This window comes from Chloroflexus sp. (assembly GCF_056331925.1).
Genome location: NZ_JBWGQH010000022.1, coordinates 1 through 25,915, shown reverse-complemented (window position 1 = coordinate 25,915; position 25,915 = coordinate 1). Strand labels below are relative to the sequence as shown.

General features: G+C 54.0%; 19 protein-coding genes and 2 pseudogenes. 13 read left to right on the top strand and 8 right to left on the bottom strand.

The annotated features are described in order from the left end of the window. Nucleotides 1-6: 6 nt before the first annotated feature. The 5 genes from AC01ZF_RS12300 (at nt 7) to AC01ZF_RS12280 (ending at nt 6,851) form a co-directional block, all read left to right on the top strand. On the top strand, nt 7-711 hold the full coding sequence (locus AC01ZF_RS12300; RefSeq protein ID WP_424676550.1) for an RNA methyltransferase: 705 nt from the start codon (nt 7-9) through the stop codon (nt 709-711). Between the two features lie 410 nt (nt 712-1,121). Then, nucleotides 1,122-4,601 (top strand): GAF domain-containing protein, encoded by a 3,480-nt coding sequence (locus AC01ZF_RS12295; RefSeq protein ID WP_424676549.1) that lies wholly within the window; start codon nt 1,122-1,124, stop codon nt 4,599-4,601. Beyond that, nucleotides 4,594-5,253 (top strand): response regulator transcription factor, encoded by a 660-nt coding sequence (locus AC01ZF_RS12290; protein WP_424676548.1) that lies wholly within the window; start codon nt 4,594-4,596, stop codon nt 5,251-5,253. The genes AC01ZF_RS12295 and AC01ZF_RS12290 overlap by 8 nt, the downstream gene beginning before the upstream one ends. Nucleotides 5,254-5,571: 318 nt before the next feature. Then, on the top strand, nt 5,572-5,994 hold the full coding sequence (locus AC01ZF_RS12285) for a hypothetical protein (RefSeq protein ID WP_424676547.1): 423 nt from the start codon (nt 5,572-5,574) through the stop codon (nt 5,992-5,994). After that, the gene (locus tag AC01ZF_RS12280; protein ID WP_428132472.1) at nt 5,994-6,851 is read left to right on the top strand and encodes a serine/threonine protein kinase; all 858 of its coding nucleotides are present in this window, start codon (nt 5,994-5,996) and stop codon (nt 6,849-6,851) included. Before AC01ZF_RS12285 ends, AC01ZF_RS12280 begins: the two co-directional genes overlap by 1 nt. A gap of 6 nt (nt 6,852-6,857) precedes the next feature. Here the strand turns inward: AC01ZF_RS12280 and AC01ZF_RS12275 are convergent, their stop codons facing one another. From AC01ZF_RS12275 to AC01ZF_RS12255, 5 genes are all read right to left on the bottom strand, one after another. Further along, entirely contained in the window at nt 6,858-7,862 is a 1,005-nt protein-coding gene (locus AC01ZF_RS12275; protein WP_424676545.1) for a helix-turn-helix transcriptional regulator, read from the bottom strand. Nucleotides 7,863-8,055: 193 nt separating this feature from the next. Continuing rightward, the gene (locus tag AC01ZF_RS12270) at nt 8,056-9,921 is read right to left on the bottom strand and encodes an MDR family MFS transporter (protein WP_424676544.1); all 1,866 of its coding nucleotides are present in this window, start codon (nt 9,919-9,921) and stop codon (nt 8,056-8,058) included. A 114-nt stretch (nt 9,922-10,035) separates the two neighbouring features. Further along, nucleotides 10,036-10,503, bottom strand: coding sequence for a MarR family winged helix-turn-helix transcriptional regulator (locus tag AC01ZF_RS12265; RefSeq protein ID WP_322489866.1), 468 nt, complete (start codon nt 10,501-10,503; stop codon nt 10,036-10,038). A 209-nt stretch (nt 10,504-10,712) separates the two neighbouring features. Continuing rightward, complete coding sequence (bchH, locus tag AC01ZF_RS12260) at nt 10,713-14,522, bottom strand: magnesium chelatase subunit H (RefSeq protein WP_428132474.1); 3,810 nt, start codon at nt 14,520-14,522, stop codon at nt 10,713-10,715. 144 nt (nt 14,523-14,666) lie between these two features. Further along, nucleotides 14,667-15,026, bottom strand: a complete 360-nt coding sequence (locus tag AC01ZF_RS12255) for an STAS/SEC14 domain-containing protein (protein ID WP_012615554.1) — start codon at nt 15,024-15,026, stop codon at nt 14,667-14,669. 196 nt (nt 15,027-15,222) lie between these two features. Here AC01ZF_RS12255 and AC01ZF_RS12250 point away from each other — a divergent pair, with 196 nt between their 5' ends. From AC01ZF_RS12250 to AC01ZF_RS12225, 6 genes are all read left to right on the top strand, one after another. Next, nucleotides 15,223-15,681 carry a hypothetical protein gene (locus AC01ZF_RS12250; RefSeq protein ID WP_424676542.1) on the top strand — a complete coding sequence of 153 codons (459 nt, stop codon included), beginning with the start codon at nt 15,223-15,225 and terminating at the stop codon, nt 15,679-15,681. Between the two features lie 148 nt (nt 15,682-15,829). Continuing rightward, entirely contained in the window at nt 15,830-16,246 is a 417-nt protein-coding gene (locus AC01ZF_RS12245; protein WP_424677456.1) for an EVE domain-containing protein, read from the top strand. Nucleotides 16,247-16,507: 261 nt separating this feature from the next. Continuing rightward, nucleotides 16,508-17,215, top strand: coding sequence for a response regulator transcription factor (locus AC01ZF_RS12240; RefSeq protein WP_424677455.1), 708 nt, complete (start codon nt 16,508-16,510; stop codon nt 17,213-17,215). Continuing rightward, nucleotides 17,212-18,387, top strand: a complete 1,176-nt coding sequence (locus tag AC01ZF_RS12235) for a sensor histidine kinase (RefSeq protein ID WP_424677454.1) — start codon at nt 17,212-17,214, stop codon at nt 18,385-18,387. The genes AC01ZF_RS12240 and AC01ZF_RS12235 overlap by 4 nt, the downstream gene beginning before the upstream one ends. Beyond that, a complete protein-coding gene (locus AC01ZF_RS12230) occupies nt 18,384-20,570 on the top strand; it encodes a VC_2705 family sodium/solute symporter (protein ID WP_428132476.1) in 2,187 nt (728 codons plus the stop codon). Before AC01ZF_RS12235 ends, AC01ZF_RS12230 begins: the two co-directional genes overlap by 4 nt. Nucleotides 20,571-20,641: 71 nt before the next feature. Beyond that, nucleotides 20,642-22,630 carry an acetoacetate--CoA ligase gene (locus tag AC01ZF_RS12225; RefSeq protein WP_476575383.1) on the top strand — a complete coding sequence of 663 codons (1,989 nt, stop codon included), beginning with the start codon at nt 20,642-20,644 and terminating at the stop codon, nt 22,628-22,630. 638 nt (nt 22,631-23,268) lie between these two features. Here the strand turns inward: AC01ZF_RS12225 and AC01ZF_RS12220 are convergent. The 3 genes and pseudogenes from AC01ZF_RS12220 to AC01ZF_RS12210 form a co-directional block, all read right to left on the bottom strand. Continuing rightward, nucleotides 23,269-23,409 (bottom strand): tyrosine-type recombinase/integrase, encoded by a 141-nt coding sequence (locus AC01ZF_RS12220; RefSeq protein ID WP_424677457.1) that lies wholly within the window; start codon nt 23,407-23,409, stop codon nt 23,269-23,271. Nucleotides 23,410-23,572: 163 nt separating this feature from the next. Further along, nucleotides 23,573-23,635: pseudogene (locus AC01ZF_RS12215) on the bottom strand (hypothetical protein); the annotation flags it as partial. A gap of 26 nt (nt 23,636-23,661) precedes the next feature. Further along, nucleotides 23,662-23,832, bottom strand: a pseudogene (locus AC01ZF_RS12210) (site-specific integrase); the annotation flags it as partial. Nucleotides 23,833-24,005: 173 nt separating this feature from the next. On the opposite strand from AC01ZF_RS12210, the gene AC01ZF_RS12205 reads away from it, so the two are divergent. Both AC01ZF_RS12205 and AC01ZF_RS12200 read left to right on the top strand, forming a co-directional pair. Next, nucleotides 24,006-24,914 carry a restriction endonuclease gene (locus AC01ZF_RS12205; RefSeq protein WP_424677452.1) on the top strand — a complete coding sequence of 303 codons (909 nt, stop codon included), beginning with the start codon at nt 24,006-24,008 and terminating at the stop codon, nt 24,912-24,914. A gap of 364 nt (nt 24,915-25,278) precedes the next feature. Further along, nucleotides 25,279-25,915 (top strand): hypothetical protein (locus AC01ZF_RS12200; RefSeq protein WP_476575382.1); only part of this gene is annotated, 637 nt, incomplete at its 3' end.

Sequence of the window (25,915 nt, the reverse complement as noted above, 5' to 3'; positions counted from 1 at the left end):
CAACCGATGGATGAAATTGTTGTTATTCTCCATCGTCCGCACGATCCGCGTAACATCGGCACGGTAGTACGGGCGATGCTCAACACCGGTTTTTATCGGCTGCGTCTTGTCGAACCACCACCGTTCGACCCTGGCCTCATCGCAACAGTAGCTCACCGGCCCGATCCGGTGCTTGCGAGGCTGACTATCCACCCCGACCTGACCGATGCTACGGCTGACATCCGTTACCTCGTCGGTACGAGTGAGCGTCCCCACCTCAATCTCCCTTGGCGTAACGATGTGCGGCAGTGGGCAGTTGAACTACGCCGACGGGCAATGGTCGCCGGGCCGGTGGCGCTTCTCTTTGGCCCCGAAGATAATGGTTTGAGTCGAGAGGAGTTGAGCCGCTGCCACGAGATCATTGGCCTCCCGGTTAATCCAGCTTATCCGACGCTGAATCTTGCTCAAGCCGTCTTACTCGTCCTTTATGAACTCCAACAAGTCACACCACCATCACCACCACCCCTACCAGCCGAACCACCCGCCGATCTGGCGGATTATGATCGCTTCTTTACCGTCCTCGATGAACTGATCACCGTCACCCATTTTGTCAAAAGTGGTAACGGGATTGCTCTTCGCCAGCGGTTGCGCGCTATCATCAACCGCGCCGGTCTTAGTCAACGAGACGCAGCCGTTCTGACCGCGCTCTTACGAGCAGCCGTGCGACGTTGAGCGTTGGCCTCTAGCCGGGAATGGCTAACAACGGCGGTAGTAGGCGCATAGGGTGTCGAAATGCTAAAACTCAAGCCCTTGGGAAGTGGAACAGCTACGATCCCGCATTCCATCTATCGCATCAACTAGGCAGGTGTGCAGGTGTGAGACATCGAAGTAGTACACAGAACTACCAAAAATTAAACCTTTTAGATCTTTGTTTCCCCTCGTGCGGATAGTATCATGCCAGTACACCATCCAGTCCGAGGAGAAGTATACATATGAGTTTTGAGACAGATTCGCGTATATTCAATTCTCGCTCCAAATCTAAAATTCAAAGCTCCTATCATCGCTTGCAATCGTGGTTCGGTCATGAACGTGGCGCACTACTTTTGGTCTGGTGCTTGCGGTTCGGTAGCTTACTATTGCTGATGGCTTGGGCTTGGTACCGAGCGGACGAGATACCTTCCCAACAACTGGGTAATGGTTGGTTAACCATTATCGCCTTGGGAAGCTTTCAAGTCGCTACTGCGATGTTGGGCATGCTTCAACCGAGAAAATGGCGAGAACAAAGTGTCAAGTTTTTACAAAATCTGATTGAATTACTGCTCATCAGTTTGGCAATCCTCTGTTTAAACAGCGCCAATAATGTATTATGGATTCTGTACCTTGTTCCAATTGTCAGTGCAATTCGTTTTCTGACAGATAATAAGAGAACAATAGTTATTAGTGCTGCCATTGTGATGGCAACGCTCGTCGGTTTTCTTTCTTCGTCTCGCCTCCTCGATGCTGGCGTGCCGTTAATCATTACGACATTTGGCACACTTGTGTTATACGTCTTGCGACGCCTCTCAATCAATCCCAGCGCTTTAGTCGATCAAAAGACTGAAATAGCGCAAATTCTTGATCAGTATCCAAGTGGAATCTGTGTCATCGATCAACAACGCCGCCTTGTCTTCGTCAACAGTTCGTTGGTGCAACAATTTGGGTCGTGGTCGCCAGCGCAGAGATGCGATCAGTATCTTCGTTGTGAACATGCCAACTGTTTGGTCTGTCAACATCCACAACAGTCCATAAGCCGGCAAAACTTGCGTCTACCCAACAACCGCAAAGTGCCTTTCAGTGTCGAGTCACGAGCCATTGCCGATGGTCAGTTGCTATTGCTCTTTCTCAAACCGGCCAATGCGATCCGGCTCGATCTGTATGAACATCTGCTCCATGCGATTGTCGAGGGTAATGAACAGAGCTATCGTAACGCGCTTAGTCGATTCCTCGATTCGATACGTCAGGACTTTAGGGCTGAAACGGCGGCGATCTTTTGGCTTGTCGATGGTCGGCTACAGCGCGACATTTGCAGCGGTCCACCGTTACCTTTTACCGAGTATTACGAACCGGGACAAGGCATTACCGGTCTAACCCTCATCAGCATGGCCGACTCGCAACGAGGATGCACGATTGTTGTCAATAATCTCGGCGAGTTGGAGTCGGCGAGCATCTCCCATTCGCTCACTGAAACTTCGGTGATCTACCCAAAATACCATGAACACTATCAACAGGCTTTGCCAAGCCGTCAGGTACGACACTTGATTGCAGCGCCGATCAATGGGCGTCAGCGTATTATCGGCGTTCTCCGTTTAGTCAACCACTTGGATCAAGATGGGAAACCGGATGACGACGGTTTTCAACGTTTCCACGAAACCGATCTTAACCTCATCTGCGAACGACTGGCGCAAGCGTTAGAATATCGCGAGTTTTACCTCGAACAGCAGCGACAACTTGATGAAATTAGTCGTTTTTACCGGATCTATGCTGCTAGCACACAGGGCCGCGAAGTCTTTGAAACGATTGTTAAAGAGGCATTGAATGCTTTTTCCGACGCGAGTAAGTGTGAAATCCGACGATTCGACCGTTTTAGTCAAACCTTACAGTTTGAAGCAGCTTGCCACCGGCGCGGGTTCGACTACGGTTCACCACCGAGCAAGCTCAGTGGAGTTAATGCACGGGCAATCCGTGAAGCAACAATCCAGTATGTTGAAGACACTCAACAGGATGCCGATTTTATTCAGCGCGATCGACCAATTGGTGCTTTAATGGTTGCACCGCTCATCGGTTATCTTGGGATAAGTGGTATTCTTACGATCGATTATCCACAACCACGTACCTTTACCGCCGAAGAGCGTAAACGATTTGAGATGCTGGCTACCCACGCGCGGCTTGCGGCAGCCGTGATCTGGCGTAATGAACAATCGGAATGCTTGCACCGTCATATTCAAAAGATCGGCCAGGAGGTCAGTGAGGGATTGCCGCAAGTATATCGGAATGTCCTCACCGCCTTACACCAATTGATCGGCTACGATGCTGCTTCAATTCAGTTGTTGAGCAACAGTGCTTTGCAGATTGTGGAATGTGATGGTTTTACCAACCGCGATATCGTGCATACCCTTTGGTTTGCGACGGACGATGAATCCCTACCGCACAGTCGGGTTATTCGTCAGCAGCAGCCGCTCATTGTCTACGATTTAGCGCAAGAGTTTCCTCAGTTTGTTGTTCAAGCCGCACATTACTATTCAGAGACAATCCACAGCGCGCTGTATTTGCCGCTGTTATACCGTAACCAATGTATTGGTCTCATCGCACTGAAGAGTGGTATTCCATCATTTTACCGATCCGGTGATTTGGTGATCGGGCAATTGATCGCCAATGCAGCTGCATCGGCAATCGATAATGCCAGGCTCGTTGAAACTCTCCAATTGCGGCAAACCCAATTACACGATTTGCTCATTCATAGTACCAAACTACTCGAAATACCAACTGAACAGCAACTCCTTAGATCGTATGCTCAGCTCGCCACCAGGCTGTTTGACTGTGAACACTGTGTGATCTTTCTCCATCGGCGAGCGACCGGTCTGTTTGATATCGCTGCTTCTTCACAAGATGAGATGCTAGACGACGACCCGTACTACCGACAAATCGCTGAGACGGTAGCCGCCGGTGACCGAATTATCAGACTATGTGGTGAGGAACTGAGTACGTTCTATGCCAGGCACGGCCTGACCGGCGATAATCTGATCCATCTGCCAACAGCTCGTGGCCGTTCACTGCTAGCCGGAAGTATTCAGTCTCAGGATGGATTGAACTTGGTTATTGTGTTGGAAAATCGCACCATCAGCAGTGGTGATGACAATTTTCCTGAAACTAGTGACGCATTCCTTATATTGTTTGGTCAACAGGTGCTTAATGGATTTGCGATTATTAATATGCGTCGGATTACACGCGAGAGTCTAGGTATTGATGTGCATGATTTGCTGAACCTTGTTCAAGGCACCATTATTTTTCCGAGTACGATCTTACAAAAACAATTCGAGCGTGATGATGCGCTTATACCATATCGCCAGCGAATCCTCAATCTTAATCGAGCAGCCAATTATGTGTATCAAGAATTACGTAATATCCAGGATGACTTACGGGGCTTGTCAAAACTAGAGAAACCTTTTATAGAACTATTGAATGAACACTTGGAACTGGTACGAGAAAGGATTGGTGATCATGTTTCAATTCATATTGAGTCATGTCCGCAAATCAATATACCTGCTGATGTGACGTATGCCCTTTTTCGTATTTTTCAAGAAGCTCTAGCGAATATTGCAAAACATGCCGGATTTCGTGAACGAAAGTCAGGAAATATCCGGATTAGTTTCAATGTTGAACAACAGGAATTCACGTTTATTATCGAAGATGACGGCAAAGGATTTGTGGCAACTCCGGTTAATCGTGAGGAGTCCTACGGTTTGAGAAGTATTTGTGATCGGGCTAAGCGCATTGGTGCAGTAGCGACAATTGAACCACGCATCAGTGGTGGGGTACGGGTCTGTGTGCAAGGGCGATTGGCAAAAGGAGAAATATATGCATAAACCTGTACGAATCATAATTGCCGATGATATTCGTCCGTTTGTCAAAGGTTTGCGTGAGATGCTCACCGAAATACCCAATTTTACGGTGGTTGGTGAAGTGTTAACGGTAAACCACGTGATAAGTATCGTGCAATCACTTAAACCTGATGTTATTTTTATCGATATAAATTGGCGTGAAGATCGTGGGGGTATTAGTACTCATCAGCATAATGAGCTTGGACTCCGTGCAATCAAAGACATCAAAACCAAGTTTCCTGAAGTGGCAGTGATCGCGATGACAGCCTACTCGGAATTGATCGAGTCTGCCCGGCAGTATGGAGCCGACATCGCATTACAGAAAGAACGGTTAAATAATTTTGAGGAATTAGAAGACTGCGTGCTACGCGCCATCGAAATAGCACGATCGCCTAGTCGGCAGCGAACGTATGAGCCGTTGACCGAGCGTGAGCGACAAATCCTCACATTGATGGCTCAAGGTCTGACCGAGTCGGAGATTGCCGAATATCTCCGCTGGGGTGTGGGTGTGGTGAAGCGCGATTCACGTGCGATCTTCGACAAACTTCAGGTGCGTAACCGTGCTCACGCAGTTGCGCGAGCCTACGATCTTGGTATTTTGCCGAAAGGGAGCAGTTGGTCACCTGAAACAGAGTGAGTAGAGGTAGGTTGCAACGATTTCTCCACCATAACCTTACGCTTGAAACGGTACGTACTCGTACCGTTTTTTATTTATCTTTTGTTTAATGATCCGTTTGGTTATCAAGGTTCTGGTTGAAATGACACTTTTGGTTAGAGACAAACGCAGCGCTGCTACGTATATTAATAAGTAATAAACCCAGCGGTGAAAAGTAAAAAAATACTTAAGAAAGGGGGTAGAATGCCATAGTGAAAGCTTTAGGCAGGCTTCGGCGGAACACCGATCAACCGTGCCGGTTTAGCCGGTGAGATGACCCATCAGTGAAGGAGGAGGACGATGACGCCCACACGCCAGAATCCCCCGATATCGTTCCGTCGTCATATTTTCTACCGCCTGCCACTCTCTGTGGGCCTTGCTGCCCTCAACGGCTCGTTGCTGAGCCTTGGCATGGCAATACACGCCGATATCCTCACCATTATCAGCTTTGTGCCCTTGCTGTGGTTGATTGGGCTGATCATTCACGCGGCACGCTTCACTCTTGTGATTACCCCATATCTGATCGTTGTCGATGAAGGCGTCCCCATTGGTCAACGCCGCATCATCAAACGTGCCTTTGTCAGGGAATATCGGATCTATCGCACACTGTTAGATGTGTTGACCGATAGTGGGACGCTTGAGCTGCATATCGGAGATGAAACGTTGGTCTTCAGTGGACTGACCCCGTTTCGCGCGTTATGTGCGAAACTGGAGGTGTCGTGATGAAGTACCTTCAGGAGCGAGCGCGATTTGTGATCGCTCGTCCCTTAGCCCGTACTGCGCAGAGTGTTCTGTATTTAGCGTATGACCATCTGACCGATCAGCCTGTAGTCATCAAGGTTCTCGCTCCGACGAGGCGAGGCTTGCATTGGCCCGAAGCCGTTCGTGCCTTCCTGCACGAGATCAAGATGGTGCTGGCCTTGCAAGATATTCGGGGCAGTGACGATGGGTGGCCGTATTTTCCGCGCTATATTACCCATGGCCGTAGTGTGAAAGGATATTACTATTACGTACAAAGCTATATTCCCGGCCAAACGTTGGCCGAAATCCTTGCTGCCGGTCGCCCATCGGATGCTATAACGATTGCGTATGAATTGTGCCGAACAGTGCGCATCTTACACGCCCACAGGATCGTACACGGCGATCTGCACCCCCAAAATATCATCGTTCGGCGAGACGGTGCTGTCGTACTGGTTGATTTCGGACTCAGTCGTTATTTCTACGAACAGGTCCCGTATTTGCGCGACATGGGTCGCCCTTTGTTCACACCACCCGAGCAGATCGTCGGCAGACCGCTCGACGAACGAAGTGACCTATTCGCGCTTGGGCTGATCTTAGCGGAGTTACTGGAGGTAGAGACACTACCGCCCACCACGCAGCGTCTTATTATGCACATGCAACGACCGCTCATAGACGAGCGTAACGTGCAATTGGACGATCTCATCGCTGAGTTGGTGATGGTAGAGCACTTACAACAGGTACAGGCAGCGTATCGAACGTTGTCGTGCTGGTTGATGGTGTTGGTTATCGTGAGTACATTGATTATCGCGCTCTTCTATCTCGCCTTTTTTCTTTACTAGACATAATCATGCTTCGTGCAAGGTACGCATTCGTTCGATAGTCTGCCGGATCATTTCAACGAGTTCAGGTGGTTCGAGGACACGGCAATGCTCCCGATAGCGAAGAAGAATCTGTTCGGCCTGCCAGAGATCGCCGGTCTGCGCCGTCACCTCGGCACTACCGTCGGGATAATAGGTAACCTCGCTATTGGGGAACCAGAGCGCAATATCACGGTTCCGCGCCACTCGCGGAGATAACCGATAACGGATCGTCCACATCCGACGCGGTGGGAGTTCAGGAGGTAATACCCGCCGCTCGATATGGAGCGATTCGGGAATGATCCGATCAACTCGATACGGAATATAGCGGCCTATCGTGGCCTGATGGGGTGAGCTGTAGCAATAGGCTTCGAGGTAAGTATGCCCATCGCGCAAGAACAGACGGGCCGGAGCTACCCGATGCTCTTCCGGTTCGTTGCTAAAATTTGACCGGTAGAGAAACCGCATGGCATGCCGACGCACATTGCGTTGCAGCCGGTTCAGCAGTTTCGGATCGATACTCGTACTGCTCTGCGGGAGTTCAATCTCAATGTTGTGCTGCCGGTTAAGGTTTTGACGTCGCTCAGGTGGCAACAGTGCGATGATATGTTCAAGTAATGAACGGATTTGGTGGCTGTTTGGCCAGCTTTCCTCACTGAAAAAAGAGACGAGAAACGCCAGCGCCTCAAACTCGTCGTCAGGGATATTGAGGAGGGTCAAGCGCCCAAAATCGGTCAGTGCATAGCTACCGTTGGGTTGGCGGACAATTACGCACAGAAACTCGTTGCGCAAAGCGTTGAAGTCGTGACGAAGGGCAACCAGTGCATTTGGTGGATAGATCGATTCGCCAAAAGCACGGCGTGCATCGGCAATGAGTTCAGCCGGCGTTGCCGGGCTACGGACAAAGCGACTCACCAACCATAACCGGCGCTGCACAGTCAAGGCCGAACTCCGTTTCTGGCCGCGACCACGGCGCGAACGCGGTTTCACCACAATCCCACCTCATCGTTGGTCAGAAGCGAACGTTTGTTGGGCATTATACATGACTTGTTCGTACTATGGAGGGATCACACCAGACGATCCTTACCGATGTGAACATCGGTCGTCCGGCAATCGTGAAGGGGGATGGTAATGCCATCCCCCTTTTCCTAACCGTACTCTACTCTGTAACCGTATCGGCGACAGGCTACTCCATCAATGGCGGTAAATCTTCGCTATAACTCTTCTTGAGCGGTAATTCGGGAATGAACAGCGCCAGCACCAAGCCGATCACCGCCAGCCAAAGCGCGTACCAGTAGATCGTCGTCACACTCTTGGTAAAGGCATCTTTGAGCGCCGCGCCAATCTGCTCGCCGATTGCCCGCCCCTCAGCGCGCGCCGTCTGCTCAGCTTGGTCGAGTTGGGCCAATACCCGGTCGAGCGCCTGCGCGCGGGCAGTTGCCGGCAAACTTCCGATCATATCTAGCATCGCCTTCTGCTGATCAGGGATTTGCGGATCAGCGCGCAGGGCCTCGATCGCCGCCGGATCGGCATCACGCAAGGCGCGGGTCAGCAAATCACGACGCGACGCAAACTGCTCGGCAATCGCCTGCTCGATCCGCACCGCCGGATCAACCGTTTCGCCACTTGCCCCCTCACCGGTGCCCATACCGTTGCGTAGCGTGCTGCTGTCGAAGCGGGCAGCCATTTCCGGCGGCAACTGAGCCTGAATCGGAGCCAGATTCGCGGTGAGGGTTGTTGTCAGTACGCCGGTAAGTAGCGCACCAAAGACCGCCGAACCGACCACCTGGCCGAGCTGCTGGAAGAATTGCCGGCTAGCCGTCGCCGCGCCCATGTCGGCGCGCGGTACCGCATTCTGCATGGCCAGATTAAGCATCGGCAAGGCCGGGCTTAAGCCTAGACCCAAGATCACCATCCGCAGCCGCACCATCCACACCGAGGCGTCGGGTGTTAGGGTCGTTAACCACCACAGAGCACCGCTCATGATGATGAAACCGGCCACAATGACCGGTTTGTAGCGACCGGTACGCTGGACGATCTGTGAGGAGACCAGTGAGCCTACGACCATACTCAGGGTAAGCGGCAAGAGCGTAGTACCGGCAGCAGTCGCACTGACGCCCAAGACGTTCACCATATATAGTGATAGGAAAAAGATGGCCGAAAACAGCGTAGCACCCACAGTCATACCGATCAGCGCGGTGAGGGTGAAGGTCGGAATACGGAAGAGATGGAGCGGCAGGATCGGCGATTCGGCACGTTGTTCGATCAGAATGAAGAAGATCAAACCGAGGATACTGATCGCCAACAAACCGAGAACGAGCGGTGAAGTCCATGGGTAATCGGTCTTGTCGAGAGTTAAAGCCAGCAAGAAGGGAACCACAGTGATCAATAGCATCATTGCACCGGCGTAGTCAATCGCCGGTTTGAGACCGCTGTGCAGCCGTGGCAACTTGGCGATAATAAAGCCGAGTGCAATAACGCCCAAGGGCAAGTTGACGAAAAAGACCCAGTGCCAGCTCAGGTTGTCGGTTAGCAGCCCACCGATGAACGGGCCGAGGACACTTGAGAGCGCAAACACGGCACCGAAGAGACCCACATAGCGTGCCCGTTCCGCCGGTGCGAAGAGGTCGGCGGGAATGGCGAACGCGGTCGAGGTTAGGGCTGCGGCGCCAAAGCCTTGGAGACCGCGATAGAAGACCAGTTGGGTCATGTTACCGGCCAGCCCGCACAGCAGTGAGCCAAGCAAGAAGACCACGATCCCAAACAACAGAACATATTTGCGTCCGTAGATGTCTGATAGCTTACCGTAGATCGGCACCATGGCCGTTGAGGCGAGCAGATAACTAGTTGAAATCCAACCGATTAGGTCAATCCCCTGCAAATCGGCGACAATGCGGGGTAGCGCCGTTGAGACAATGGTCTGATCAAGTGCCGAAAGGAACAGACCGAGCAAGACACCGATCAAGATGATCAGCTTGCTGCGCTGATCGAGAGTGACTGCGTAATCGATTCGTGTTACCGTCGTGGAAGCCGGTGATGTTGTAGTAGTCATACGATGTGTTTCCTCTGTACGTCCTAGAATGTGCCTGTTTTCAGACAAACGAAGGTCGGGCGCCGCTCTAGCCAGAGCGACGCAGCAGAAAACGAAGACTGCCGTTACCGTCCGTTATGGCTTTGGCACGAGCTGCCACTCACGGCAAGCCGCACTGAGCGCTTGCCCCAACTGCTCGAGCACGTCTGGCGGTAAGCGACTGAGATGACGACTCGCCTCGTTCAAGCGGATCTGACGGGCCTCGGCTGCTACTGCTTCACCCAGTGGTGTGAGCGAAACCAGTTTCTGCCGACGGTCGTGCGGTGCTTCATATCGTTCCACTAATCCTTCTTGTACGAGCTGATCGATCATCTGGCTAGTCGTAGCCAGGGTGAGATTGAGATGTTCACTCAGTGATGAGATCGTGGCTTTCTGTTGGCGTTGAATATGCATCAGCGAGACGAGACGCGGCATCGAGAGATTGGTGCGCTGCAAAAATTGCAAGAGGGTATCCATGCTCTGCCCCATCAGCTCGCTATGCACGAGATTAAAAAGTTCCGCCACCCGTTCTGGGGTATAGGGTGGATCGAGGATATGAAACATAGTTAGTCCTTTCAAATAGTTTGTACTATCAAACTATTTGAAGGATACGATAATCACGCGCTATTGTCAAGAGGGAAATACCAAACAAGTTACCGCGGTTCAGACAGTACCGGCAAGCGAAGCGAGCATCTCGTCACAACAAAAAACAACGGTAGCGGTACAGGACCGCCGTACCGCTATCGTACCCATTGGTCTACTCTCGTCTAACGTTATGCCACTCCCTCGAGGCGGTCTTCGAGATCGGCGTGCAACTCGCGCAACCGCTCCAGAGTCTCCTCATCGGTCTGCCAGATCCCGCGCGCGTTGGCTTCGAGCAGGCGGCCTACCATATTGCGCGCCGCCGCCGGATTGAGCTGCTCGATCCGGGTGCGCATGGCATCGTCGAGCACGAAGGTCTTGGCCGCTTCGTCGTAGACCCACTTGTCAACCGCGTCGGTTGTGGCACTCCAGCCAAGCATATAGGTGAAGCGGCTGGCAATCTCGGCGGCGCCGTTGTGGCCGTGGCGCAACATCCCTTCGTACCACTTCGGGTTAAGGAACTTGGTACGATACTCCACCCGCAACGTCTGCTCAAGCGTTTGCAGCTTGGTTTCGGCAGTAAAGCTCTCGACGAAGTTGAGTGGCACGCGCTGACCGGTGGCTCGCTCGGCTGCCGCCTTCAACGCGCCCGAATAGCCATAGTAGTGCTGCATGTCGGTTAAGCCATACTCTACACTGTCAATCTCTTGGGCGACACGACTGACTGTGCCGAGGAGGGCACGCAAGACTTCAGGTTGCGCTTCACCATTCTGACGACCGCCAAAGGCATATGCGTTACGCTTGATGAACAGCTCCTCTAGCTCTTCACGCTGCTCCCACGCACTGCCCTCAATCGCCTCATCGACATCAGTGCCATAGGTACCGGCTGCCTGCGTGAAGATACGAGCCGTCGCCTGATCAAAGCTCTTGCCGGCAGCCATTATCTCTTGCACGTGCTTGCGGATGTAGTTCATCTCAACCGGCTCATCGGCTGCCGCCGCTTCTCGTACCAATCGGTCGAGCATATCCATCGTACCGGCGAAGATGTCGCGGAAAATACCGGAGGCAGTCATCAACACATCCACGCGCGGGCGCCCTAGCTCGGCTAGCGGGATGAGCGCGTAGCGACCTACCTTGCCTTGCCCATCTTTGATCGGGCGAGCACCGATCAGACCGAGGACAATGCCAATCGATTCGCCCTTGGTTTTGATCGCGTCAAGTCCCCACAACACCTGCGCAATCGTCTCTGGGTATTGACCGGTTTCAGCCTGATGCGCCACAATCAACGCCTCAGCGATCCGCACTCCGCGTTCGTAGGCGCTATCCGATGGGATACGGAAGGGATCGAGGCTATGGATATTGCGTCCGGTGGGTAATACCGTCACCCCATCGCGGATAATGTCACCGCCAGGGGCTGCCGGAATATAGCGTCCGGCCAAGCCACGGACGAGATAGTCGAGTTCTTGCGTATTATCGCGTAACGCTGCTAGCAATGCCCGCCCGTGCTGGATTAGTCCCTGCACCTCGTTGCCGGCAGGCAAGCCAAACCGGTGTGCAGCCTGTTCGGGCGACAGATGCCCAAAGACGGTCTGGCGGACGAAATCGGCGCACCGCTCTTCAATCTCGTCGCGCAGAGCCAAGGCTTCCGCATCACCCTGTCGCGCCCGATTCAGCAACTCACCGTAGCGCACCGTGGCATGACGTGCAGTAAGGAACAGATCGGCGAGACCGGGCAACTCGCCGCGCGGCACCTTGAGCGTCTCGACAATCAGGGTCAATTGCTCTTCGGGTGGTGGGGCGCTACCCAGCACGTGTAACCGGTCGGTAATCATCGTCGCTGCCAGATCGCGCAGGTAGGCATAGGCACGTGATACAAACCGACTAAACGGCTCATCGGGCCGGCGCACCAGGTCGTGGTCAAGATTGAGCAGCGCAATCTTCTGCATAATCGCGATTGCCTCAGGGCTTTGATCATCATCGGCAACCGACGCCGGTCGCTCACGATACTCGGCGAGCAAGTCTTGCAACGCCTGCAATTCACGGTAAAGACCGGCCCGACCGTAGGGTGGGATCGCATGACCGATAATTGTGCTGTAGCCGCGCCGCTTGGCGATATTGGCTTCAGCCGGGTTATTGATCGGATAGACGTAGAAGTTAGGCACCTCGCCGAGCAATACATCAGGCCAGCAGCGATCGGTGAGACCGAGTTGCAAACCGGGCATCCACTCGGCGGTACCGTGCATGCCGAGATGGATGATCGCGTCGGCACCAAAACCCTCACTGAGATAGCGATAGAAGAGCGCATACTGATGGTGCGGTGTATTTTCCTTATCGAATAGCAACCGCATTGGATCGCCGGGCATCCCGATCACCGGCTGCACACCGATAAAGACATTACCGATCTGGGTACCGGCCAAGCGCACCTTATCGCGCCCCAACGGGGCAATATCGCCGGGGAAGGCGCCCCAACGGGCATTGATCCGCTCTTGATCGGCGGGCCGCAGCCAGCGGTAGAAATCCTGTAGATCGGCGCTCACCCCCATCACCACCGGCGGATGGCCGGGTGGGAGTGGCTGATCGCTCACCAAACCCTCGAGGCAGCGGGCGAACGTCTCCGGATCGCGTGGATAACGACCAACCTGATACCCCTCGGCGGCCAACCGGTCGAGAATCGCGATCAGGCTGGCCGGCACATCAAGTAGGGCTGCGGTGGCTACTTTACCTTGACCGGGCGGATAGTTATAGACGATAATCGCCACCTTTTTATCGCGGTTGGCCTTCTTACGCAGACGGACAAGGCCACGCGCGATGCGGGCCAGCCGTTCGAGACGGTCTGGTACCGTTGTGATCGTACTGCCACGCATCCCACCGAGCACTACCGGCGCAATCGCTCCGTCCATTTCGGGCAAGCTATAGAGGAAGGTGCTCTGCAATGGCCCCACACCGCGCTCGCGCCAATCGTCTTCATCTTGGACAAACAGTGGTTGGGCGACGATATACGGTACATCGAGTTTACCGAGCAATTCGCGGGCAACATCGGTCGTCAAACCGGCCTTCGTCGAACCGGCGGGGCCACCAACCAGCGGAAAACCCATTGTATTGATAATCAGGTCGACCTGCATGTGGCTCAGCCACTCACGTACCACGATATGGCTCTCGATCCCCATCACAAAAACCGGCAGTACCCGCAGCCCGACGGCTTCGAGGGCATGTACAATCTTGTGGGGGTAATCGGCCCCAGAAAGGATATGGGCGCGGAACGACAACACTGCCACCGTCCCGAGCGGCGCCGGCATCCCTTTGCGGGCACGGTTGCGTTCTTTTTCCCAACGCTCATATTCAGCCGGGCTGGCAAACAGCTTTGGTGCATCGGGATGGGCAAATCCCATATTCGGCAGCTCAACTACTGGATCAACGCGCAGATGGGTCATCCCGCTGTACTCACGTAAGATCAGCTTAAACATATTCGCCGCGTTGGCGATACTGCGGTGCGTCCAGTAGTTATTGACGTTGGTCCAGTTGCGAAAATCGTTGAGGCGCTTACCGGGCAAGAAATTGATCAGCTTTGCGGTAATTTTTTGTAATTTGACATAACCGTATAAGGCGTCTTCCTCGCGGCCACCCACGAGCAAGCGGGCAACATTCTGCACCGGTTTCGGCATGCCTTTACCGGCCTTCAAGTTGTACGAGCCAACCTTATTGAGCCGCATCACTTCCGGTAGCCCCTCGAACGAAAAGACGACCGGTGGATCGTGTCGTTCCACCATCGGGATCAGGACTTCGGCAGTTTCGTTGAGCGTAATGAGCGAGAGGATCAAACACTGGCAGCGAGCAATTGCTGCTTCAACCTCAGCAGGTCGTGCGGTGACATCACGATCTTCAAAGATATGCAAGCGAAAGTCGGGAATTTCTTTGCGCACCTCGGCCTCAGCCCGGCGGAAGAAATCCTGGCTATACCGCTGCAAGCCGAGCACCATAACAAACTCTGTCGGCTGGCTCATAGCATTCTCGCTCCTCCTATCAGAGATAATAACCTGAGTATATTATGCAAGCATACCGCTGAAAAAACAATCTGAACAGAAAAAGAACAAAACCTGTGCAATTTTGCACAGGTTTTGCACATGATTTACCCAAAAAATTTCTACCTAATCACCGTACTCCATGACCGTACCCAAATAGCGTAATGCCTCTTGTTCGGTACCAAACAAGCCGATCCCACTCACAAAGCGTACCAGTGGTGCAAAAAAGAGCAAATGTTGCTCAGAAACAATAAATGCGATCCGTCCGAGATGTTTATGGTTCACGATTGCTTCCGTGCGCTGACGCGCCCCCCGATCGGCGCCGGAGATACGACGACCATCGACTAACAGATCGGTTGGCTTGGGACACTGGTCGAGCAAGCGCCACATTTCGTGATAATACCGTTCCGCTTCGGCCAAGTGTAGATGATCCTCCATCACCACCCAGATCAGATCATGGGCCCGGCGACGAATGCGGTAGGGCATAGTGTACTCCCTCACAAATTGTGCGACGTTTTGCACATTATACATACTTTTGTTGTATATGTCTAGCGAAATGGACGCCGTAGATACCTAGCAGTTGCGATGACGTTCAGGGTTGACGATCATTGTCGCCACTGCTATAATCGCGCCAACATCAGGCACAACAAACGCTCTGCGACCGTGAAGAGAGGCTTGTCACATGGGGTTTTTTGAATACTTCGTAACCGTTAGTCCTGAATTTGGCTCCTATGCCTGGACATTTTTTATTATCCAGATTCTGCTGGTCGCGGGCGGCGCCTACTTCATCTGGCTGCACACCGAGCGGAATATGGCGAGAGCAACCTTCTTTCGCCAGTTGGGGATCGCTCTGATGATCGTCGGTGGTTTCGGCGTTGCGCTCGGTGTGGCTCGTATGCTCAACACACCAACGTTTAACCAACGCTTCTGGTTTTACATTCAGTTTGTGGTTGAGCTGATCTTAGGTGGGTACGTGGTCTATTATATGCGCAGTGTGCTGCCCGAACTGGTGCGTAATTCACGTAACCGTACACCAACACCACGCCAGATGCCGTCGAATGCCGCTCCTGCGACACCGCGACCCGTCGCGACAACCGGTCGTCGTGAAGCGCGCCGCGAGCGGAAACGTAAGCAACGGTAACTGCTCCGATGGGGATATAGCGATACCTATGTCCCTAGGCTATACCTAGTATATCTTCTTAGCATTGTTATCGAGGAGTACATTCGTGTACTCCTTCGTCGCTTTTTTTGAGTAACTGCACATCTATTTGTGCCAATAGGAGGACCGCATGCCGAACTACTGGTTGCTTAAGACGGAGCCATCGGTGTATAGCTTTGCCGATCTGGTACGCGAAGGCCAGACGGTGTGGGATGGTGTCGAAAATGCTGTCGCGCTCAAACATCTGCGTGCGATGCGTCAAGGCGATATAGCTCTGATTTACCATACCGGCGATGAGCGCCAAGCGGTTGGGTTGGCACAGATCGTCAGCGATCCATACCCCGACCCCAAACAACACGATCCCCGCTTGGTTGTGGTTGATGTAGTGCCACTACAACCGCTCAACCGTCCGGTGACACTTGCCGCCATCAAGGCCGATCCTTTTTTCGCCGATTTTGCGCTCGTGCGTCAGGGACGATTGTCAGTAGTACCGGTGACGCCTGCCCAATGGGAACGGTTGCTGGCGATGGCTGAAACCGCTATGTAACGCACCGGTTGGGCAAGTTGTGGTATACTTCACAGCACGAGTGGGGTATGGTTCCATCATGATAGTTCTTGGGCAATGCCCAGGTTAGTAGTTGTACCATGCCCATCGTCTCTTCTTTCCCCGGTCCGCATCGCGAGAAGCTCGTATTGGTGGATCATGCCGTATCACAAAGGAGTGGCATCATACGTTGATCGTAGCGATATAACCGTGTCACGTTCTCCAGTTGACATCCACCGCCATTGAAGTGACAGGAGTGCTGCAATGGAAGCAGCGACGATACTGGTGGTTGATGATGAACAACCGATTGTCGATTTGGTAAGTAGTTACCTTATCAATGAAGGGTTTATCGTGCATCGCGCGTTTGACGGGCCGAGTGCGTTGGCTTTGGCTCGTAGTGTGAAACCCGATCTGGTGATTCTCGACATCATGCTGCCCGGTCTTGATGGGATCGAGGTTTGTCGGCAATTAAACCGGGAAACGACCGTCTATATTTTGATGTTAACGGCCCGTGCCGACGAGATCGATAAGCTGATCGGTCTGTCGGTAGGGGCCGATGATTATTTGACGAAGCCGTTTAGCCCGCGCGAACTGGTGGCACGGGTTAAAGCTATTTTACGCCGTAACCGCACGGCCCGTGTGCTCGACGTTCATCAACGCCCGGTTTTGCAATTTGCCGGTCTGCTGATCGATCCCGAACGTCGGGAGGTGGAGCATAATGGGGTACGAGTGGATCTGACGCCGCGTGAATTTGATCTCCTCTATACGTTGGCGAGTTATCCGGGCCGGGTGTTTACCCGAGAAGAGCTGCTGCAACGGGTGTGGGGGCCCGATTTTGCCGGTATTGATCGAGTGGTTGATGTCCATATCGGGACGTTGCGGCGCAAACTTGATGATGACCAACACGGTACACCGCTCGTGCAGACGGTGCGTGGCGTAGGGTATAAGTTTGTCGGCGGCGCACGATCATGAAATGGCTACACCAACTCCGCTGGAAGCTGTTCGTTTCCCACCTGATTATTGTGCTGATGGCGTATGTGGTCCTCCTGGTCACTGCAAATGTGTTGGCTAATCTGGGTCTAACCGGTTTTGCCCCGTTGACGCTTGGCGCTGCTGCAGCCGAAACGGGGCAGCTCGGTGCAGGTACGGTCAGTACGACCAATGCGTTGCAAGAACAATTTCAGTCAGTGATCCAGCAATCGCTCTTGATTAGTGGCTTTGCCGCCCTTGCTGCTGCCGTGGTTGTTAGTCTATTTGTCTCGCGACGGATCGTCGAACCGATTCAAACATTGTCGCAGGTCAGTCGCCGGTTGGCACAGGGATTTTACCGCGAACGAACGATCATTTATGCCGATGACGAGATTGCCCAATTGGCGCAGAGTGTGAATCAGTTGGCCGATGCGCTCGATCAAACCGAGCGTCGCCGGTTGGCACTGCTCGCCGATGTGACCCACGAATTGCGGACCCCGCTCGCGACCATTGGCGGCTATATGGAAGGGTTAGTGGATGGGGTGGTGTCAGCAAATCCGGCAACGTTTAATCTGATCTTACGGGAAACACGCCGTCTCCAACGCTTGATCGAAGACCTTGAGTTGCTGTCACGGGTTGAAGCCGGACAATTACCGGTAATTGCGCGAGCTATCGATCTACGACCGGTGATCGAGGCGCAAATTGCTCAGTTTGAACCGTTGTTCAGTAGTAATCAGGTGAACCTCGTCCTTGATGTGCCAGAGCAGGTACCGCAGGTGTGGGCCGATCCCGATCGGGTGGCGCAAGTGTTGATCAATATTCTCGCCAACGCTTATCGCTATACCCCGGCAGGTGGCAGTGTCACGGTCCAAGTACGTGTTGATGATCACGAAGTACGGGTTGCCGTGATCGATAGCGGTATCGGCATCGCTGCCGAGCATTTACCGCATGTGTTTGAACGATTTTATCGCGTAGATAAATCACGTGCTCGGAATAGTGGTGGGAGTGGGATCGGGTTGGCAATTGCCCGTCATCTTATTTATGCGCAAGGTGGTGAGATCTGGGCCGAAAGCGATGGGATCGGAAAGGGTGCGCGCTTTATCTTTACCTTACCCATTGCACCGCAGATGGCAACGGTAACGGTTGATCCCACAATTATGGCAGAAACAGCATGAATGTAAGTTTCTGGATCGGACTTTTTCAGCTTTTTCTCGTGGTTGGTGGTGCATTGGCGGTGTCACTGTTTATCATTGACCGCCTGTTTCCACCAATGCGCCAAGTCCAAGGGAACGTGCCACCAAGGTTTCCGTCTTCGCCACTGACGAGCCGTACCGTGATGGATCCACCACCGCTGCGTTGGCCGGCAGCCCCACCATGGTTAGCGCATTACTGGCGAGAAAACCTCCAACTGGTCGGCCCACTGCTCGTGATCTGGTTGTTGAGTTTTGTCTTGCCGATTGTATTGGCAGCACCGCTCAATCAGATTAGCATTCTGACCGGCTTCCCGCTTGGGTACTATATGGGTGCCCAAGGTTCGCTGATCTGCTTTATAGTGTTGACGATTGTCTACAACTGGCGCATGCGCCTCCTCGATCGCCGCTACGGGTTGGATGCACCACCTACTCCCGAAGACCAAGCCACCTACCGACGCTACTTGACACGATATATCATATTTGCGGTTGGATTATTGTTGTTGATAGCATTGTTCACCGTCTTTGAGACGTTCTTGAACATCCCTGCTGCTCTGATCGACTGGAGTTTTCTCGCGTTGGCCATCGGTTTGTATGCGATCATTGGTATTCGTTCGCGGGCCGATACGCTTGATGCGTACTATGTCGCCGAACGCAAGGTGCCGGGTATCCTGAACGGATTGGCGACCGGCTCGGACTGGATGAGTGCCGCATCGTTCATCAGTATGGCCGGTGCGCTCTATCTGCTTGGCTTTGAGGGGTTGGCGTACATTACCGGTTGGACCGGTGGTTATGTCTTGCTCGCCTTCCTCTTGGCGCCGTATATTCGCAAGTTTGGTCAATACACCCTCGTCGATTTTATTAGTGCTCGCTATCCAGGAGCAGGGGTGCGCGTCATTGCTGCCGTTCTCATCGTTATTATCTGCTTTACGTATGTTACCGCCCAAGTGACCGGGATCGGCATTATTATGAGCCGTTTTCTTGGGTTGAACTACATGGTTGGGGTGATTGTCGGACTGGCCGCCGTCTTGCTCTGCTCTTACCTTGGTGGGATGCAAGCGATTACCTGGACGCAGGGTGTGCAGGGAATTATTCTCGTGGTGGCGTATCTGGTGCCGGTCACGTGGTTGTCGCACAAATTGACCGGTGTGGCGCTACCGCAGGTGATGTATGGTGCAGCGCTGGATAACATTACCCAACTGGAGCAGGTACAGGGCTTACCGAGTTATATCACGCCGTTTAATGACTGGTCGATCTGGAATTATCTCGCTTTGACCCTCTGCTTGATGCTAGGGACAGCCGGGATGCCCCATATTCTGGCCCGTTTCTATACCGTACCGACGGTGCGCGATAGTCGTAGCAGCGTTGCGTGGGCACTGGGCTGGATTTGCGTCCTCTACCTGACCGCACCGGCGTATGCGGCCTTCTCGCGTTGGGCGATCCTTAGCTCGGTCGTTGGGCAACCGGTTACCAACTTGCCCGATTGGGCAAATCGTTGGGCGACAACCGGATTGCTGGCAATTGCCGATCATCCTGATATGGGGGGGAATGGTGACGGTATCTTGCAATATAACGAGCTACGGATCGATCAAGATTTAGTTGTCTTGGCGACTCCGGAGATTGCCGAATTGCCGTCAACCGTCGTGGCACTGGTCGCGGCAGGCGGTATCGCCGCCGCGCTTAGTACCGCCGATGGGTTGCTTATGGTCATCGCATCGGCGGTGGCCCACGATATTTACTATCTTGCGTTGAATCCACGTGCCGGTTCGCGCGAGCGCCTGCTCTTAGGCCGATTGGCGATTTTAGTCGTCGCGATTTTAGCCGCTTTGACTGCACTACAGCGATTGACCATTATTGTACAGTTGGTGGCGTGGGCATTCTCATTTGCCGCTGCAACCATCTTTCCGGTGTTGGTGTTGGGTGTTTTCTGGCGACGTACTAATAGTTATGGCGCAATGGCCGGTATGATCGGTGGCTTTTTGGTGACAGTAGCGTACATGATGATCAGCTATATCAACCCCGATTGGACGATCTTGGGCATTTCAAGCTCGGCTGCCGGGATTTTTGGCTTGCCGGTCAACTTTTTGGTAACGTGGTTGGTTAGCCGGTATACACCTCCACCTAGCCCGGAGGTGCGTGCGCTAGTCGATTATGTACGCTATCCGTAGCATCTGTTGCTTGCGGGAGCGATTATCAGTTTATGGTACGAGAAGGGGCATTGGAGCGTTAACGGAGGCCAATGATGACCACCGCACCACGTTTATTGTGGGAACCACCAACTGAATTGCGCGATCACTGCACGATGCGCACCTTTATGCACTGGCTTGCGCAACGTTACGGCTTGCATTTTGACGATTATCATCGACTGTATCACTGGTCGGTCAATGAATTAGAGACATTCTGGTCGGCATTGTGGGAGTATTACCACATTAAAGCGTATACCCCCTCCACAACGGTTTTATCGAGCCGCGAGATGCCGGGAGCGCGTTGGTTTGTTGGTGCTCGGCTCAATTATGCCGAGCATGTCTTTCGTCATGCGACACCAGACCGCCCGGCGGTGATTGTTGCTTCCGAACGACAGCCACCAACCCCCTTGAGCTGGGCTGAGCTACAGGCACAAACGGCAGCTATCGCACAGACGCTACGCAATGCCGGGGTGGGTCCGGGTGATCGAGTGGTGGCGTATGTGCCGAATACGCACCACGCCTTGATCGGTTGTCTGGCGACGGCAAGCCTCGGCGCTATTTGGTCGAGCTGTTCACCTGATTTCGGTAGCCCAAGCGTGATCGACCGTTTCAGTCAGATTGCACCTAAGGTATTGATCGCGGTTGATGGTTACCAGTATGGCGGCAAACCGTTTGATCGACGTGCCGAAGTAGCAGCAATTCAGGCAGCGCTGCCTAGTCTTGAATTGACGATTGGCATTGCGTATCTTAACCCAACTACCGATTTCGCCGGTTTGCGTGGACCCGTAGTACGATGGGAGGAGGTGGTACAGACCTCTGCCGAGCTACACTTTACACCGGTTGAGTTTAACGAACCGCTGTGGGTGTTGTATTCATCGGGCACGACCGGTCTCCCCAAACCGATTGTGCATAGCCAAGGCGGGATTCTGCTCGAACACATCAAATCACTCGATCTCCATTTCGACATGCGTCCGGGGGATACGTTCTTCTGGTACACCACCACCGGTTGGATGATGTGGAACTTCTTGATCGGTGGGTTGCTCATCGGCGCCGTTCCCATTCTCTACGACGGCAGCCCGGCCTACCCCGATATGGGTGTGCTGTGGCGTTTGGCCGAACAGACAAAGATGCGCTATTTCGGTACCAGTGCCGGCTATATCACTGCATTGATGAAGAGCGGCCTCGAACCGAGAGCGCAGTTTAATCTTAGGACCATTAAAGCTATCGGTTCAACCGGTTCCCCCTTGCCACCGGAAGGGTTTGAATGGGTCTACGACCACATCAAGCACGACGTCTGGCTCGTATCGTACAGTGGTGGAACTGATGTATGCAGTGGGTTTGTCGGTGGGTGCCCCCTTTTGCCGGTCTACAGTGGCGAGATTCAATGTCGCACCCTTGGGTGCAAGGCGGAAGCTTACGACACCGACGGTCACAGTGTGATTGGGGTAATGGGCGAATTGGTTATCACCGCCCCGATGCCTTCGATGCCGATCTATTTCTGGAACGATCCCGACTATACCCGCTATAAAGCCAGCTACTTCGAGCAATACCCTGGGGTCTGGCGGCACGGCGACTGGATTGTCATTAACGAGCGGGGTGGGGTTGTCATTTACGGTCGTTCCGATAGCACAATCAATCGGCAAGGCATCCGGATCGGGACCAGCGAGATTTATCGAGCGGTCGAGACCATCCCAGAAGTTCTGGATAGTCTAGTGATCGATCTTGAAGGGTTGGGTGGACGTTCGTATATGCCGCTGTTTGTGGTGTTGCGTGAAGGGGTCACACTCGATGATGATTTGCGACAGCGTATCAAGCAAACGATTCGGACGAACCTCTCGCCCCGCCACGTCCCCGATGACATTTTCCAGATTGATGCCGTACCGGTTACGCTCAGTGGGAAGAAATTGGAAGTGCCGATCAAGAAGATTTTGCTGGGGGTCCCGGTTGAACAAGCAGCCAATCCCGACTCGCTACGCAATCCCGAGTCACTCCAGTTTTTTGTTCGTTTGGCACAAACATTCGCCGCGAACAAGCCTGCCTAGAGCCTGGTATGCACGTCAGAGATAAACGCAGTATGCGTTCCGCCTGACATGCATCCCCGATCCAAGCGAAGGGAGCGACGAGGCATCGGCCTTTGTCGCTCCCTTTGTCCAGGACAGCGCACGCCGGCGATGACGGGTATCACCGCCACAGTACGGGCCACGTGGACAGTTGATCCGCTGGGCTAGTCGCTGACGGTGGTCGGCAGGCCCGCCAACAACCAGGAACGCGCGCAGGCGGTGCGCGGTGCAGGTCGCAACATCGCCGCCTGGACGGAACCGCTCCCCGCCGTCACGGGCGAGTCGGGCGACATAACGTTCGTCGTCCAGGGCGATCCGGGGAAACCACCGGCGGCCGACGACCACGCCAACGGCATACGGTGGGAGGTCTTCACCGGTATGACGCCACTCGCGGCGTCATACCGCTGCCACACCGCCGGATCGTTGCGCGCGGTGTCGCCTGGATGACGCGCGGTCACCGGCCAGCACACGATGATGCGCGGTTGCCGGAGATCGTGGCGGGAGGGCATGGTCGAACGGAGATTCTAGACGCTCGGAGGTAGGTGCGACGCACCGGTCGTCCTCGTGCAGGCGGTTGACGGTGTGTGGTGGTCACGGTGCCGGCTGGGGCGGGGCCGGCTTCATGGCTGGGAAGCTCGCGGGCTGCGCAGGCGCTGCGCGGCGGGTGGTCGGCCGTTCAGGGAGTGGTGGGTGGTGCGGATGTCGTAGCCGGCCTGGAGCAGATGGGTGGCGAAGGAATGGCGGAAGGTGTGAGGGGAGATGGGTTTTTGGAGAGGCCGCTGGCAGGGAAAAGGTATTGCCAGATGAGTTCGCGGGAGGCGTTAGGGTATTTGCGGGCAAGGGCTTCGGCGTGGGTGAGGACGGTGAGAAGGGTTTTGGATTTTCGGCGCGGATGATGTCGGTAGGGAATTCGATTTCCTGGTGGAGGACGTGGCGGTAGAGGAAGAGGATGGCGGAGAGGGCTTGATTTTGGGTAGAAGCGGAGAGGTTTTTTTCGCGGCGAGGTAGGTAATGAAGGCTTGAATTTCATCGGCGCCCATGTCTTTGGGGTGGCGTTTGTGGTGAAAGAGGATGAAGCGTTTGATCCAGTCGTTGTAGGTTTGTTCGGTGCGGTAGGAGTAGTGATTAAGGCGGATGGCGTCGGAGACCTGGTCGAGGAGTTTGCGTGGGGGTTTTTGTTCCACAGTGTTTTGACTTTTGAGAGGGGGGTGTGTATAGTGCTTTCACTGGATTTTAACTCATTCTGTCTAAAATCCCAAGCGGTTTGGGGGGTTAGACGGAAGGAGTAATCTACAAAAGATTAGACGGAAGTCCGCATAACCACTAGTTAGCCAGCCCCAGCGCGTTGGAGAGAATTATGCCAATACCAGATTTCCAAACGATCATGCTTCCACTCTTGCACTGTTTTAGTGATGGACAAGAGCACTCCATCCAGGATTTGATGAGCACCCTTGCTGAGAAATTCTCTCTTAGCGAAGATGAGTTAAACACGCTGTTACCTAGCGGCAAGCAGACTATCTTTTACAATCGAGCAGGTTGGGCCAGAACTTATTTGACCAAAGCGGGGCTTCTTGAAATGTCGCGCCGCTCATATTACAGAATAACTGAGCGTGGTAAGCAAGTGCTGGCGAGTAATCCACCACGAATCGACATGAGATTTCTTGAGCAATTTCCTGAGTATGTTGAATTCCGAGAGCGCGAAGGGGTGCGTCGCAAACCCAAAGCAACAGGAGCCGATGAAGAAGAGAAAACACCAGAAGAAACCCTTGAAGATGCCTATGAAGAAATACGAAACGATTTAGCTCAAGAATTGTTGGTTTTGGTCAACCAAAGCACTCCTGCGTTTTTTGAACGCCTTGTGGTTGAGCTTCTTGTCAAGATGGGATACGGAGGTTCGCGTCGTGATGCGGCAAGAGCAGTAGGGCAAGTAGGCGACGAGGGGATAGATGGCATTATTGATGAAGATAGACTTGGGCTTGACACCATCTATATACAAGCCAAGAAATGGGACAATGTTGTGGGGAGACCTGAGATACAAAAGTTTGTTGGTGCGCTTATGGGGAAACGAGCAAAGAAAGGGATCTTTATTACGACCTCATCATTTTCTGCAGAGGCTGCGGCCTATGTATCGAGTATTGATGCTAAGATTGTGCTGATTGACGGAAAACGTCTAGCCGAGTTGATGATAGACTACGATGTAGGTGTCACGCCAGTCACAACTTATCAGATCAAACGAGTTGACTCGGACTATTTTGGCAACGGGTAAAAAGGGTTGGCTAACATGCGCTTCCAGCCGATGCCTCCTGCGCTCGGCGCGGCTGAAGCGCAAGCCGTTCGCGGCTCTCTGGCAGGGTAGTGTTTGCCGGGGATGGCGCGGGTCACCGCCTACGGGGATGGGCCGGTCGGGCCAGGTCCGCCGGGCCAGCCGCAGGAGCATGGCGTTGCGGCACCGTGGATGGGAACCGCCGCGAACACTGCGTTGAAGCTGACCCGAGTTGCCCGGCCGGTGGTGGGGGGTGCGTGCACGGAAGTTGGTGGGCCAGTCGTGCGAAGTCCGGGACGGGCAGCTTAACTCCGCCGTTGGGCACACAAACGCCTGTTCCATCTCAAATCACACAAAGGAGGTCAAGATGAAAACCAAAATCTCTGTCGCATCGGTTCTGGTGCTTGTCCTGGCCGTCCTCGCGGCCTGGACCGTATCCGCCCAGGGACCCCAGCCGCCCCGACCGCCGGAGCGGCCGGCGCCTCCGCAACCGCTCCCGCCCTGGGAACCGGAGTTGGGCAAGCCCTTCGGCCCGCTGCCCGCTCCCCTCGTCCATACTGCGGGAGAGGGGCCGGGGCTTGCCCTGAGCGCGGCCGAAGGGATAAGTGCCAGTTCCCTCCCCCTCGGCCAGCCGGGGCTATCGTTCCGGTATGTGCAGACGTTCGGGGTAACCCAGGAGCCGTTCACTGAAACCAACGACCACTTCTACTGGGTGGAGGGCGTTGGCACGGTGGGCAACAACGTCTGGATCGCCGACCTGGTGGCCCACCGCGTGGTCAAGTTTGACTCCTCCGGCAATTTCCTCACCAAGATCGGCAAGGCGGGCGTCATCGACTATACCGGCACGGCCCTTGCACGCATCACCGACGTGGCCGAGGACAGCAGCGGCAACGTCTGGGTGGTGGACGCGGGGGCGTCGCACGTCGTCAAGTACAACAGCAGCGGCCAAAAGATCGGCGAACTGGGCCGAGCGTGGAACCCCGGCTCAGCCAACGACCGCTTTG

Excerpts from the sequence above, each read along its gene's own strand:
- AC01ZF_RS12300 (WP_424676550.1), top strand. The coding sequence starts at position 7 with ATGGATGAAATTGTTGTTATTCTCCATCGTCCGCACGATCCGCGTAAC.
- AC01ZF_RS12295 (WP_424676549.1), top strand. The coding sequence starts at position 1,122 with ATGGCTTGGGCTTGGTACCGAGCGGACGAGATACCTTCCCAACAACTG.
- AC01ZF_RS12290 (WP_424676548.1), top strand. The coding sequence starts at position 4,594 with ATGCATAAACCTGTACGAATCATAATTGCCGATGATATTCGTCCGTTT.
- AC01ZF_RS12285 (WP_424676547.1), top strand. The coding sequence starts at position 5,572 with ATGACGCCCACACGCCAGAATCCCCCGATATCGTTCCGTCGTCATATT.
- AC01ZF_RS12280 (WP_428132472.1), top strand. The coding sequence starts at position 5,994 with ATGAAGTACCTTCAGGAGCGAGCGCGATTTGTGATCGCTCGTCCCTTA.
- AC01ZF_RS12270 (WP_424676544.1), bottom strand. The coding sequence starts at position 9,921 with ATGACTACTACAACATCACCGGCTTCCACGACGGTAACACGAATCGAT.
- AC01ZF_RS12265 (WP_322489866.1), bottom strand. The coding sequence starts at position 10,503 with ATGTTTCATATCCTCGATCCACCCTATACCCCAGAACGGGTGGCGGAA.
- bchH (WP_428132474.1), bottom strand. The coding sequence starts at position 14,522 with ATGAGCCAGCCGACAGAGTTTGTTATGGTGCTCGGCTTGCAGCGGTAT.
- AC01ZF_RS12255 (WP_012615554.1), bottom strand. The coding sequence starts at position 15,026 with ATGCCCTACCGCATTCGTCGCCGGGCCCATGATCTGATCTGGGTGGTG.
- AC01ZF_RS12250 (WP_424676542.1), top strand. The coding sequence starts at position 15,223 with ATGGGGTTTTTTGAATACTTCGTAACCGTTAGTCCTGAATTTGGCTCC.
- AC01ZF_RS12245 (WP_424677456.1), top strand. The coding sequence starts at position 15,830 with ATGCCGAACTACTGGTTGCTTAAGACGGAGCCATCGGTGTATAGCTTT.
- AC01ZF_RS12240 (WP_424677455.1), top strand. The coding sequence starts at position 16,508 with ATGGAAGCAGCGACGATACTGGTGGTTGATGATGAACAACCGATTGTC.
- AC01ZF_RS12235 (WP_424677454.1), top strand. The coding sequence starts at position 17,212 with ATGAAATGGCTACACCAACTCCGCTGGAAGCTGTTCGTTTCCCACCTG.
- AC01ZF_RS12230 (WP_428132476.1), top strand. The coding sequence starts at position 18,384 with ATGAATGTAAGTTTCTGGATCGGACTTTTTCAGCTTTTTCTCGTGGTT.
- AC01ZF_RS12225 (WP_476575383.1), top strand. The coding sequence starts at position 20,642 with ATGATGACCACCGCACCACGTTTATTGTGGGAACCACCAACTGAATTG.
- AC01ZF_RS12205 (WP_424677452.1), top strand. The coding sequence starts at position 24,006 with ATGCCAATACCAGATTTCCAAACGATCATGCTTCCACTCTTGCACTGT.